The sequence below is a fragment of the Clostridium sp. AM49-4BH genome (assembly GCF_003478335.1).
Taxonomy (GTDB): domain Bacteria; phylum Bacillota; class Clostridia; order Lachnospirales; family Lachnospiraceae; genus Butyribacter.
In genome coordinates this window covers 31,558-44,960 of the sequence record NZ_QUFB01000004.1, presented here as the reverse complement: position 1 = coordinate 44,960, position 13,403 = coordinate 31,558, and the positions used below count along the sequence as shown (strand labels likewise).

At 42.4% G+C, this 13,403-nt stretch carries 11 protein-coding genes, 1 tRNA gene, 2 pseudogenes and 1 other annotated feature; of the genes and pseudogenes, 4 read left to right on the top strand and 10 right to left on the bottom strand.

The features are described 5' to 3' along the window. Positions 1-28 precede the first annotated feature (28 nt). The 7 genes and pseudogenes from DW981_RS15870 to DW981_RS01990 form a co-directional block, all read right to left on the bottom strand. Positions 29-1,267, bottom strand: coding sequence for an EAL domain-containing protein (locus tag DW981_RS15870; protein ID WP_347474488.1), 1,239 nt, complete (start codon positions 1,265-1,267; stop codon positions 29-31). Further along, complete coding sequence (locus DW981_RS16030) at positions 1,150-2,166, bottom strand: PTS transporter subunit EIIC (protein ID WP_118506595.1); 1,017 nt, start codon at positions 2,164-2,166, stop codon at positions 1,150-1,152. Before DW981_RS16030 ends, DW981_RS15870 begins: the two co-directional genes overlap by 118 nt. Before the next feature lie 178 nt (positions 2,167-2,344). Then, the gene (locus tag DW981_RS14965) at positions 2,345-2,482 is read right to left on the bottom strand and encodes a hypothetical protein (RefSeq protein WP_182434091.1); all 138 of its coding nucleotides are present in this window, start codon (positions 2,480-2,482) and stop codon (positions 2,345-2,347) included. Further along, positions 2,460-3,143 (bottom strand): annotated as a pseudogene (locus DW981_RS15510) (HAMP domain-containing sensor histidine kinase); the annotation flags it as partial. The pseudogene DW981_RS15510 and the gene DW981_RS14965, both read right to left, overlap by 23 nt. 424 nt (positions 3,144-3,567) lie before the next feature. Further along, positions 3,568-4,263, bottom strand: coding sequence for a VanR-ABDEGLN family response regulator transcription factor (gene vanR, locus DW981_RS02000; protein WP_118506648.1), 696 nt, complete (start codon positions 4,261-4,263; stop codon positions 3,568-3,570). Positions 4,264-4,336: 73 nt separating this feature from the next. Beyond that, entirely contained in the window at positions 4,337-5,212 is an 876-nt protein-coding gene (locus DW981_RS01995) for a C39 family peptidase (protein ID WP_118506594.1), read from the bottom strand. Positions 5,213-5,346: 134 nt separating this feature from the next. Continuing rightward, positions 5,347-5,565, bottom strand: a pseudogene (locus tag DW981_RS01990) (hydrolase); the annotation flags it as partial. Between the two features lie 705 nt (positions 5,566-6,270). Between DW981_RS01990 and DW981_RS01980 the strand changes: the two are divergent. The 4 genes from DW981_RS01980 to DW981_RS01965 all read left to right on the top strand — a co-directional run bounded on the left by DW981_RS01980 (position 6,271) and on the right by DW981_RS01965 (position 10,707). Beyond that, entirely contained in the window at positions 6,271-6,960 is a 690-nt protein-coding gene (locus DW981_RS01980; protein ID WP_022024276.1) for a response regulator transcription factor, read from the top strand. A gap of 81 nt (positions 6,961-7,041) precedes the next feature. Continuing rightward, the gene (locus tag DW981_RS01975) at positions 7,042-9,612 is read left to right on the top strand and encodes a HAMP domain-containing sensor histidine kinase (protein WP_182434090.1); all 2,571 of its coding nucleotides are present in this window, start codon (positions 7,042-7,044) and stop codon (positions 9,610-9,612) included. Beyond that, positions 9,609-10,499, top strand: coding sequence for a hypothetical protein (locus DW981_RS01970; protein WP_118506591.1), 891 nt, complete (start codon positions 9,609-9,611; stop codon positions 10,497-10,499). Before DW981_RS01975 ends, DW981_RS01970 begins: the two co-directional genes overlap by 4 nt. 135 nt (positions 10,500-10,634) lie before the next feature. Then, a tRNA-Lys gene (locus DW981_RS01965) sits at positions 10,635-10,707 on the top strand. Between the two features lie 120 nt (positions 10,708-10,827). On the opposite strand, the gene DW981_RS01960 is transcribed toward DW981_RS01965, so the two are convergent. From DW981_RS01960 to rplJ, 3 genes are all read right to left on the bottom strand, one after another. Continuing rightward, on the bottom strand, positions 10,828-11,583 hold the full coding sequence (locus DW981_RS01960; RefSeq protein ID WP_118506590.1) for an SDR family oxidoreductase: 756 nt from the start codon (positions 11,581-11,583) through the stop codon (positions 10,828-10,830). Between the two features lie 484 nt (positions 11,584-12,067). Continuing rightward, positions 12,068-12,433, bottom strand: a complete 366-nt coding sequence (gene rplL / locus DW981_RS01955) for a 50S ribosomal protein L7/L12 (protein WP_182434089.1) — start codon at positions 12,431-12,433, stop codon at positions 12,068-12,070. A gap of 104 nt (positions 12,434-12,537) precedes the next feature. Then, the gene (rplJ, locus tag DW981_RS01950) at positions 12,538-13,038 is read right to left on the bottom strand and encodes a 50S ribosomal protein L10 (RefSeq protein ID WP_118506589.1); all 501 of its coding nucleotides are present in this window, start codon (positions 13,036-13,038) and stop codon (positions 12,538-12,540) included. Positions 13,039-13,137: 99 nt separating this feature from the next. Further along, positions 13,138-13,278: a sequence feature (ribosomal protein L10 leader region), on the bottom strand. Positions 13,279-13,403: the final 125 nt, after the last annotated feature.

Genomic DNA, 13,403 nt, shown 5'->3' with positions numbered 1-13,403 from the left:
TCTACTACCTTTTTCCTGAAAATTCAATTCACACGTTCTGTCTCTCTTCCATCCATGTCAGAAGTGCATCTTCCTCCAATGGTTTGCTGTAAAGATAACCCTGGAACGCATCACAGCCAAGCCGCTTCAACTCATCTCTCTGATTCTCATCCTCTACATATTCGGCAATGATCTTAAAATGCAATGACTTACTAAGATACACAATGGAACCGATAATGTCACTGTTTCGCTCATTGCATAAAACATCTCTAGTCAATGATCCATCCAATTTCACTACATCGAAATAATTTGTCTGTAAATATGTCAATGAAGTATGTCCCATTCCAAAATCATCAATCAGGAATTTATGTCCTTTTGCCTTAATATTTTTGATCTTATCTGCAATATCAATGGAGGAGGAAAGCGCATCCTGCTCCGTGATCTCTAAGCAGAACCACTCGCTCGGGATATCATATTTGGCCACCGTATCATCAATGCATTGTTCAATGCCCTCCCACTCTAAAGACTCATTGGTGATATTGACGGATACCTTAAATTCCTCTCCTGCATATGGTTTTAACTTTTCTGCGGTAGCTGCCGCTGTATCAAAAATATATTGTTCCAGCAAATATAATACATGCTTTTCTTTTGCCAATTCAATGATCAGTGGCGGATAAATAAAACCAAGTTCCGGATGATTCCAACGAATCAGCGCCTCAATACCAACACACACACCTTCACAATTTACTTGCGGCTGATACATGAGGTACAATTCCTGATGTTGTATCGCCTCTACAAGTTCTACCGCCAAACTTCGTGCTACATGTCCTAATTCATCCTCACGTTTTGTCAGTGTCATAATTGCATTATTTTCTTCCTCACGCTGCATTTCCTGAACGAGCAGCTTAAGATCACGCTCCATTTTACGAACACTCTGCTCCTCATACAAGCGAACAAATGGCATATAGATGCATACGCCAACCGCCAGACATACCATCTGTAGTATTGCTCCCGCCCAAGAACCGGTTGCCTGATAGCCACTTAGGAAAATCGGTGTTGTCCAATTCACTTCACTAACAAGATGCGGTACCAGTCCCGAATAAATTGCCGCATAAGTTATCAAAAAATTAGCAAGTGGAACAAGCATAAACGGCACAACAAAAATTGGATTTAATATGATCGGAATACCAAACAACACGATCTCACTAATATTAAATACAACTGTCGGTGCCGCCATCCACGCAAGATTACGAGTACCCTTTTTCTTAGCAAAAAGCAATAGTGCCACGACCAAGCAAAGCATAGCTCCCGTTCCGCCAAGCAGTACAAATACATCCTGCATTGTTTTGCTAAAATCCCCGCTGTCACATCTGCGAAATGTTGTTTGATGACTGTGTCCAACATATTATGCCCATGAATACCAAAAAACCACAATCCATGTGTCAGCAAAATGACGATCAGCCCCGCTCCCAAACCATTCTGCAAAGGTCCTAAAATATAATTAAACATCCTCTCCATCAACTCTTGCAGACCATCTACTCCAAAACACACACGAAAGAACTGATGCAATAAAGAAAAGCAGCCAACAATGATCACTGCCGGAATAATTTCCTCAATTGCTTCTTCATAAACACTATCCGTATTCGTTCTTTGCTTTTTCAAGCGAAAAAGCCCACTATTTTTCAGCACACAATACATCTCACTCGAAACCAAGGAAACCAGCAATGCACTAAACGCATACATATTACTAAACTTCGTAATAGAAAAATCATCATACTGTATTCCGGAATACCCGGCAAATGCTGCCAAAGAAATAATGACAAGAATAATAATATTCCCGGTACCTTCATATATTCCCTGCTTTTTCTGTTTTATGATCGAATAACTCACGCTTGTTGCTACAACCAAAAATACAGAGAAAAAATCATTAACTGTCGAATAGACGCACTGCAGCACTTCAGTAACACGTCCTCCGAACAACGTTGTAATAAACGTTTGATATGCAGGAATCGGCAAATTAAGAAACATTGCCGACATATAGCCAACCACCAACAGCGGGATCATCATGATCATCGCCTGCCTGATAGCCCCCAGTACACAACTCTCTTCTAGTTTATCCGTAACACGAATAATAATTTTCTTTACCTTTTCCATCTTCTGTCCCTCTATATCTATTACTTCTAACATCGTAATTATCGTTCCTTAGGCAGGCCGGATCCCCACAATCACAGCCACCTGTATTTAGCCATATTTTACCACGTTATTCCTTGAAATACAATTCTTCTACTATCCTAGCGCAATCCATAACACTCCCGCATTTCGTACATACACATATGCTGTGCGAAAGATCTCACCCTGGTTCCCCTCATTCTACACCTGCCGCGGCAACCATGCGTTCCATAAAGAAATGATTAAATGCGGCGATCACTCTTCCAACACCAAGTACTGAAACGACCGTTCCAATCCCAAAGGAATGCTCTTTATATTGGCAATTCCACCTCAAACACTATCATCTCATCCACACTCTCTGCCCGAATCTGTCCATGATGCATCTCCACGATCTGTCTGGCGATCGCTAAGCCAAGTCCGGACCCACCCGTTGCAGAGGATCTTGACGCGTCCACACGAAAAAACTGTTCAAAAATATGCTCTAATTTTTCTTTTGCAATCGTCCGCCCATGATTTTGTACACGAAGCAATACTTTATGCTCTTCTTTCCGTTGCTCCATCGACAACTGGATCACTGTATTCGGATAACTGTAATTGACCGCATTGCGAAGCAGATTATCGAAGACGCGTTCCAATTTATCCGGATCTCCGGACAGATCGACCTCTTTTTCTATTGCAAGCTCCAATGTCAAACCTTTTTCCTGCAAAATCGGTGCAAACTCACTGGCAATCTGCTCTAGCATACGGCTCAGATGGATTGTTTCCTTTTCCAGGGTCATGACCGACAGATTAAAACGTGTAATATCAAAAAATTCATTGATCAGTTCTTCCAATCGTTCTGCTTTATTTAACGCAATGCCTGTATACCGCTGTCGCAACTGTTCCGATATTTGCGGCTCATCTCGAAGCAATGACAAATACCCGATCACACTAGTAAGTGGTGTTTTTAAGTCATGCGCCAAATATACAATCAGATCATTCTTTTTCTGCTCAGCCTCTTTCACCGCCATCTCATTGCGCAATGCCTGTTCCCGCACAAGATTCAACTCATTTTGCACCCCCTGCAGAGAACGCGACAACCGTAAAGGATGTTCCGGCTGATGCACTAACTTTCCTGCTGCTTCCACGACTTCATCCATCTGCCGGAAAGCACGGAACAAATAATAAATCGTCACAATAAGACAGATTGCGCCACTAGCTGCAACACAGACTGAGATCACATGTAAATTCAACCAATGTAGCATCGGCCAATAAGGATCTGTCTGATACCATATTCTCGTGGATAACACCAATTTTGATAATACCACAAGTATTACCAAACCGCCTATGCATATTCCCAGCGTGACTACATACTGCATCAAAAACTGCATCGCTTTATGATCATGCTGCTCCCCTTGTTTCGCCTCTAATGTTATGTTCTTACTCAATGGTATATCCTACCCCCCAAACCGTTTTGATAAACTTTGGTTTACGTGCCGTCTCATGCATTTTGTCCCGTATTCTGGCAATATGCGCCATCACGGTATTATTGTTATCCAAATATTTTTCTTTCCAAACAGCTTCAAACAATTCCTCGGAAGAAACAACCTTTCCCTGTTTTCTTGCCAAATACCACACAATGTCAAACTCCAAAGGTGTCAATGCAATTTCCTGTCCATTGAGCATACACTTGTGACTAATATTTGATATGTGCATACCTCGTATATCAATCTCCTCATCCCGCTCCTGCGTAACACCTGCCGTATTGTAGCGCGTATATCGTCGTAACTGTGTTTTGACCCGCGCCATAAGTTCTAACGGATTAAAGGGTTTGGTAATATAATCATCAGCGCCCACCGTCAGACCCATGATCTTATCCATATCTTCCACTTTTGCCGTCAACATGATAATCGGGAAATAAAACTTCTGTCTGATCTGCCTGCAAAGCGAAAAGCCATCCATATCTGGAAGCATAACATCTAATAATGCCAGACTGATCGTGGTCTTATCCAGGCAATTCAGAGCATCTTTTGCATTGTAAAACTTATGCACTGTATACCCCTCATTTTGTAAATATACCTCTACCAGATCGGCAATTTCCTGCTCATCGTCTACCACTAAAATACTCTCCGCCATCTGCCTATTCCCCTCTTTCGTTTGCTTATTTGAGGTCATTGTACTACAAGCAAATAGCTTCTGCAAATATCCTTCATCCCTGATACGCCCATAAATTTTTAATCTGTGGTTCCAATGTCTCATACTTCCATAAACAACTCCTGTGTATACAATTTGGATCATTCACCTTAATTCTGCCATCTTTCATTCCCGTCAATACTATAAAATGCCCCTCTGTCGTAAAATCTCCTCTCCCCACACTGCAGATGACCGGCTGTCCCTGTTTTAAGACACCACAAACAGTTTCCTTGCTTAAACTGATCTCACATCCCACAACACCAAAATGAGAAGCTCCCTCAGTAAGAAGACTCCAACTCGTTCCCGTTCCTTTTAGATAGTACCCATTATCCTGTGCATACTTCGCAATCTTATCCGGCGTTGCATTATGATTTCCGGTCAAACCCACGATCACCATTGACAAACAGGTAGGTGCACAACCGGATAACGCAATGTCGCTGCTTCCATAGGAAACATATCCCCATCTTTGATCCCACTGCAGCAAAAGTGGTATCTTTTCCTTACATTCTTTCTTCGTCAAATGACCGTGTGCTAAGCCATCCGCTGACAAATAACCTTTCACAAACTCCAACATCTCCGCATTATTACAAAGGGAACGCAACAACACGGTGGGATATTTATCCCGATTGTCATAAATATTTATATAGGCTGAATCCTTCTTAGACAAACTGTGCAGTCTCTTCTTAATCTGCGTTGTACTAAGCTTTTGCGGTGCCTTCTCCTTCGCATCATGAATAGACATATTTTGTGCAGACACGCCATACTCCTCATCCGACTGCCACTGTCTGACCCAGCTTCCCACATTTCCTATCAATTTCCACATTACGATCACCGTCAAAATAAACGCCAGCACTTTCATGAATCTATGTTTTCTGTATTTCCTTCTTTCCATAAAAAATAGCCTCCTTTATCTGCTTCTGATAACATCCTAGCAAAATAAAAAAGACTGTTTTTATAATTCGTATCACGACTTTGTGATATTTTTATTCCAAATTTCTTACAAAATTATGACTGCATCTGTGCAAACTACCTTTGCGCCTCAATCGCGGCCATCTCCGCATTGATCGTGTCTTCAGACGCCGCCATTGCCTGCAATGTCATCCCCAATAGTTTTGACAACTCCCAGCCAAGCTGCTCAGCGCCTCGTGCGATGACCTCACGAGAGCATCCCGCCGCAAAACCTTTCGCTTTATACTTTTTCTTTAAGGATTTTAACTCCATGTCCTTCGTGCTCTTCGATGGACGTCCTCTTGGATCCGCTTGTATGAATTAATTTATTGAAACTTCCCATACCGGAAGTTGCTGCAAGAACAACATATTGCTTATTATGTCGATGACTATATTGCATTTTGCAGTCACCAAAGAGTGATTTCTGCCATCCGAGAACTATAGTAATTGCCTTGCCGCATTTTCGTTCTTGGTGATTTCTAAATTTTGTTGTCTCTGATGATTGATTTACATGCCCTTCGGAAACTCGAAGTCCTGGAAGCAAGGTATTCATCATTTTTGAAAGGGACTTTGCGCTCGTCGTTACTTATGTCTCGTATTTCAGAGACATTAAGTAACGTGACGTAGTGCATTGTAGCGAAAGCGTCCCGTCCAAAAATGGATGATACCTTGCTAAACCAGGACATCTCAGACAATCCTTCGGGCATGTATTTATCAGAGACTTAACAAAATAAGAAATCACACAAAAAAAGTTGCGTTCTGCGGCAATTATCTTAGTTCTTGGATGACAGAACAATTTAGTTTGTCGACTGCAAAATATTCTATTTATTGCCGACATAATAAGCAATATGTGGCGAGGACAAGAACTTCCGGTATGGGAAGTTTCAGTTTCTTAATAAAATCTTAAACAAATAGCATGTTGAATTTTAAGATTCATTTCTCTACAATAGAACTATGCAAGATAAATCTTGTAAGGAGGCAATAAATATTACGGAGGGAAACATGTACCAAATATTACTGTGTGACGATGAAAAAGATATCGTTACCGCATTAGAAATCTACTTACGCAACGACGACTATAAAATTTTCAAAGCCTACAATGGCGCAGATGCACTCAAAATTCTAACAGAAGAGGAAATCCATTTGGTTCTTCTGGACATTATGATGCCTCATATGGACGGCATCGCTGCACTCACGAAGCTACGCGAATTTAGCAATGTTCCTGTGATTTTGTTAACCGCCAAAAGCGAAGATATTGACAAAGTGCTCGGTTTAACAGTCGGCGCTGATGATTACATAACAAAACCATTCAATCCCATCGAGCTTCAGGCACGTGTTAAATCACAGCTTCGCCGCTATATGCAGCTTGGCGGCGGCAAAACGCAAAGCGATGTTTATTCTGTTGGCGGTATCGTATTAAATCCAATTACCAAGGAAGTCACGTTAGACTCTGATCCCATTGCGCTGACACGCATCGAATACAATATACTGTTATTTTTGATGCAGCACGTCGGACAATCCTTTACACCACGTGAAATCTACCAAAACGTATGGCACGACAATGCTTATGGTGAAGAAAGCACTGTCGCCGTACACATCCGACACTTACGAGAAAAAATCGAATATAACCCGGCAGAACCACGTTATTTAAAAGCAGTGTGGGGACGCGGTTATAAACTGGATAACAATTAATATTTTGGAAGATCTGCGTCATAACATTGCGATACAATGCGATGCAGGAATGAAGTGATCCACTTCAGATTGGAGGAGTATATGAAAACAAATCACCAAATCCAAAAACGGCAGATCGGTGCTATTGCCATTGCGATGATCACCGGTACCGGTCTGATCCTTGGTATTTTATTGTCGCTATTATGCTATCAACTTGGAATGTATAAAGACCAGTCCAAGAAAGAAATCTTGAACAACAAGTACGATCTGTTGACGAAATATTACGAAGCTACCATCATGAGCGAGATCAACAAAAAGAAAGATGAAGATGCCGTTGTCAACAAAAAAAAGATCACCAACTTCAAATACAGCGTGTTCGGTGTATGGAATACGGAAATTGATGCTCAGCCAGCGTCTGCACATCTGTATCACACTACATTTACCGACACAAAGGCAACACGATCTGTGCCGGATCCAAATCTTGCTACGATCCTGCAAAACAACATTACCACAGACTATGACGGAACAGATGTCGATCTATACCGAAAACACTCTACAACGATAGACCAGATTCAATGCACTACCAATGGACTGTTGTACTATCGAACCAAATCACAATACTATTTTCCGGTCAGGACCGTCGAAATTCCAACCGCCTTCGCTGTGGTTAAGGCTAAAGGAGTAGCAAGTGCCAGAAGTTCATTGACCTTTAAATATTCCAAGCGCCGGAGCTGTTACGTCTGTGTAGACAAAAGCTACAAGAACTTGAATATACGTAATTATATCCATGACGTAAATCCCGTTCGCATCATATTAGATGATATACCTTATTACACCAAAGATATTGAAATGCGTGATATCAAAAGCGATCGTATAGCAGCCTCTTGGCAGCTTACCGATCCTGTGGTCTATTGGGGTTCCGAGGAAAGTCAGTTTCCTGCATCTGAGTTTTTATCAAAATCAGATGCCGCCATTTATTATCTGGGTGCCTACAACCATCCAAAGACCGTCACACAAAACGGCAGGCAGATTCCATTACAAATGGTTCACGCAACCGTATACTATAGCATACAGACCACGGACGAAACACACTTCTATTCCATCAGTTCCAAAGTTTCTACTCCTGTAGACACTTCAAAACACGACCTGTTTGCCTACACGACCAAGCTTGTTAACACATTGTATCCGATCTGCTATGCCATTCCTTTGGTAACGGCATTATTATTGATTGCTTTACTTGGTGCATTATACCAGTGCTGCCACCAGACAATACTGCTAAAGTCATCCGGGAAACCTTCCTTCACGACACGCATTCCCTTATTGGTCTATCTCAGTAGTATGACCTTTATATCGGCTTGGGTTGTCTACTTTATAAGTTTCTTATTGCTGCGCACACTACAGTCCAAGAAATTATTAATGAGCGGAAATCTGCTTCTCGCCGTTGGCGGAATAGTGCTTTTCTTCTTCCTGTTAAGCTCTGTTTTCGTTAATCTGGGTGAACGGCTTGGTACCAAAACGTTCCGCAAATACACAGTATGCCACGGCGTTATGCAGCTGTTACGTCGTATTAAATCCAATCTGACCCACAACTTGAAATGGGCGTCAGAGTTTATCGGCACACATATACATTTAGCAGTGAGGATTGGCGTCATATGGATCGTACTCACGCTGATCGAACTGTTTGTGATCGGCATAACCGACATGAATACGGATCTTGAAATTATTGCCTTTGCTATTTACAAAGTTGCAGAAGCATTGTTTCTTCTATTCTGTGTGGAACAATTTACCAAACTGACAGATGCGAGCCGCAGTCTCGCCGAAGATGCTCTGTCCACCAAATTGGACACCTCAAAATTGTTTGGACCTTTCCGCCGCCACGCCGAAACACTGAATCAACTGCAGGACGGCATCCAAATAGCAGTGCAGGACAAGATGAAAAGCGAACGTTTTCGAACAGAATTGATCACAAATGTGTCACATGACATAAAAACACCTTTAACTTCTATTATAAATTATGTAGACTTGTTAAAAGCAGATAATCTGTCGGAGGAAGAAAAGGCGCAATACTTAGATGTCCTTGATCGTCAATCCGGCAAGCTAAAAAAGCTGATCGAGAACCTGATCGAGGCCTCCAAAGCATCAACCGGCAATCTAACCGTTTGCCCGGAACCTTGCAACTTAAATATACTGCTGGCACAAACTGCCGGTGAATTTACCGACAAACTAACTCAGGCAGGTTTAGAATTGATCCTTCGCAAGCAGCAAAGTACCCCTATGATCGATCCGAACGTCGATAACGCAGATCTACCGGACCTTGTCATTACCGCAGACAGTCGACATCTCTGGCGCATATTCGATAATTTAATGGGTAATATATGTAAATATTCACAACCCGGCACCCGTGTTTATATCGATCTCGCCACAGTCGACCAATGTGCACAGATCACTTTCCGTAACACATCGCAATACCCTCTGGAACAGAGCACCGATGCATTACTGGAGCGTTTCGTACGCGGTGACAGTTCTCGCAGCACACAAGGTAATGGGCTTGGCTTGTCCATTGCTAAAAATCTGGCCGAGTTAATGAATGGTACTCTCGCATTGCACGTTGACGGCGATCTGTTCAAAGTGATCGTTACATTTCCATTGGCCATAGAGGAGGAATACAATTGAGTATAGAAAGCAGATTAAAAACAGTTCGCAGAAATACAGGAAATCATAAATCAGAATCGGCTATGAGCAAAGAAAACCTTAAGAAAAACAAGAAAAACTATTGGTTTTCCGTAACCCTCATCGCACTTGCATTATTTTGTGTGGGGGCAGCATTGCTGTACTCGCAAAAGCTTTTGAGTGAAAAGCTCTCCACTCCCAAAGCTCCTGTTGCTTCCTACACAGCACGATACGGCGCTCGTTCCATCTCAAAAGTGCAGTTTCTCAAGCGTGATATGCTGCTCGATAAAGACGAGACATCCACCAACTGGCTCAAAAGTATCCGGACGGCGCAGCGCAAAAAGAACATCAAGCATTTATATGACGAATACAAAAACGTCGGCATTTTTCAGGTGACCGAAGATGTGAAATACAATTCTCTCTTTGCAACGTATAAGTTAAAACTGTTAAAGAACATCAAGTCGACGCATCCTTTGCAAGTCGGCAATACGATCGATGCTTATACTTTCGACAGTCCTTGTTTGGATGCGAATTCCGTTTCTGCCGTCTATAAAAGCAGCAACATTACACCTTTGCTGCGCAAGAATGAATGTTATCTCTTAGTTTACGGCGATCCGGCTGGGCCAAGCACACTAAACACTCTGCGCTCACATGGTGCCAAAAACGGCACTTACTACTGTCTGGATTACGGAACACTGTTCGATACCGGTCTGCGCCTTTCCAAAGAGAAAAATCTGACAACGATCAGACCCAAAAAGGTATATGACACCAAAGAGCTGCAATCCTTTGATCTGTTCTGCGGAAGCAAAACCATCCTTAAAGAATGGTATCGCGCGAAAGATGCTGTATTGACTTATTATGTGGGCAAAAACTATGACAAACAATTTTGAATCGGTGATTGTTTATAAAGACTTTTCATTACGCATTTTTTATGTTTTTTAGTTTTTTGTAATTTTTTTCAAAAAACGCTTGCATTTCGCAGGTTGCTTTGCTATAATATATTTCGTTGTAAAACAATACGTTTTGCGCGATTAGCTCAGTTGGCAGAGCACCTGACTCTTAATCAGGGTGTCCAGGGTTCGAACCCCTGATCGCGCATGAAAGTCCCAATTTGACAGCACGGACTGTTGGGTAGGGGCTTTTTTTGTTGCTCTTTTTAGGCAGATTTCTTTTATAGCACTATGGCTACCATTTTCTTTCGATTTTAATAGTGTCCTTTTAGGTATGTTTCTTTAGCAGCGCCACGCCGTAAGCTTTGATCTGTGCCGGCACAAGACGCAGCAGCCGATTTATCATCCCCGGAACCACAACTGCCTTATCCGCATTTAATCCTTCCCACGCCTCTTTTGCAACGCGCTCCGGCGACATTGCCCAAATTGGCGTCTTAGCTCCTGTTTTTTCAAAGAAATGTGTTCGTGTAGAACCAGGACACAGCGTACACACCTGAACACCCTGTTTTTTTGCTTCCAAGCGGATCGCCTGACTATATTGGTAAAGATAACTCTTCGAAGCATAATAAGACGCCGTATACGGTCCCGGTTGAAATGCACCTACGGATGCTACGTTCAATATTTTTCCCGAACCACGTTTGTACATGTCACGCAGACAGCATTTACACAACTGCGTCGGCGTTACCACGAGCAATTGAAGCATCTGTTCCTCTTTTTCCATATCCAGCGTATGCGCGGCACCTACCATACCAAAGCCTGCGTTATTGATCAGCACATCAACCTGCCAGCCGTCTTTACCGATCCGATCATACAATCGTCCTGCCGCTCCCTGCACCGCAAGATCCTCTGCGTATATCTCCACTGCTAAATTGGGCTTTACACGCAGCAATAACTCTTTCAAGTGCTGCAAACGCTTCTCACTGGAAGATACCAGCAACAAACGATATTCTTTCTTCGCTAATAACTTTGTAAACGCTAAACCGATCCCTCCGGTAGCACCTGTGATCAATACTGTTTTCTTCATGGCACGTCCTTCCTTTCCTGTTCACACATATCACACGAGATAATATTATTCGCCTGTATTAACACATCCTCCATCCAAAAGCATATATTATAGTAAACCACTCAAACTTCCCATACCTCAAATTCTCCGCAGCCACATATTGCAAATAAGGAAGGAGATGTATCTACAATGTGTCTAAAACAATGGATTTCCCGACGCTTTTGCTGCTGTCAGGGTTTTAACCGCCGTATCGTTGCGATGAAAAAATCATGGGATGAAGTTAGCTTTCTCTTGATGACCGCCAGCAAACATTGCGCCTGCAGACGCCGAAAAGGCAAATAGCCCTTCATTGCAGACATTCTATGCAAATACTGTTTTGATTCAGACACATTATACAGAGATGTCAATGTTCCTGTATAGAGAAAAAACGGACCATTTGCATGATCCGTTTTCCATCATTCGTTTATCCTTTTCCCGATAATTTGGGATGTGAATCAACATTAAATTATTTAAGAGTAACCTTAGCACCCTCAGCCTCAAGCTTAGTCTTGATGTCCTCAGCCTCATCCTTAGAAGCGCCTTCTTTAACAACCTTAGGAGCGCCATCAACAACTTCCTTAGCTTCTTTCAAGCCAAGACCAGTTACTTCACGGACAACCTTGATAACCTTAACCTTGTTAGGACCAACCTCTGTCAACTCAACGTCGAACTCGTCCTTCTCAGCACCTGCATCAGCGCCAGCACCTGCTGCTGCAACAACAACGCCTGCTGCTGCGGATACACCAAACTCCTCCTCGCAAGCCTTTACTAAATCATTTAACTCTAAAACAGTCATGCCTTTGATAGCATCAATAAATTCCTGTGTAGTCATTTCGTTTACCTCCATAAAATTTGTAATAATCGTAATTTTGTGAACCAATTGGTTCGTTGTTTCATAAAATTGCGACGCACAATGCGTCATCTGCATTGCATGAATTATGCCTCTGCAGCACCGTCACCCTTCTCAGCGATCTGATTAAGAACACGAGCAAGATTGGTGATAGGGGACTGTAAGGAACCAAGCAACTTGGAAATAAGTTCTTCTCTGGAAGGAATGCTTGCCAAAGACTTGATGCCATCAATGTCATAAAGTGTACCCTCTACAACAGCACCCTTGAACTCTAATGCCTCAGCCTCTTTTGCTACGTTATTTAATACGCGGATCGGAGCTGTTGCATCTTCCTTAGAAATAGCGATTGCAGAAGGTCCATCCAAAAGGTTGTCCAACTGTGCGAAATCTGTTCCCTCGAAAGCACGCTTCATCAGTGTGTTCTTGTAAACTTTGTACTCGCATCCTGCCTCTCTAAGTCCTTTACGAAGCTTTGTGTCCTGCTCTACTGTAAGTCCACGATAATCAACGAGAACAACAGTTGCAGCACCATCAATCTTAGCCTTAATCTCATCAACGATAGGCTGTTTCAACTCTACTTTTGCCATGAGTGTATCTCCTTTCTATGGGTGTGCCCCATTATTTTGTAGGATCATCCCAGATCTGCCGATAACCGGCTCTGGCAAGATCCCTGCACTGCACGCAAAAGTTCTAATAAAAAAACCTCTCTACGTAGAGAGAGGAGTAAAATTATCATATCAGATACTTCATCTTCCTCGGTAGGCGGCTATAATCAGACTTACGCGGAAATCCGCACCTACTGTCTACGGCAGTGAGTTTTACTTTTCGCAAAACCTTTACTACATTAGCACACTATTTCGCAATTGTCAAGCTTTTTTCTATTTTCCCTTTCAATTCACCCTTTTTGAACAAACACCACAATAACGTTATCGAGAGCTGCTTCAGATGTGCG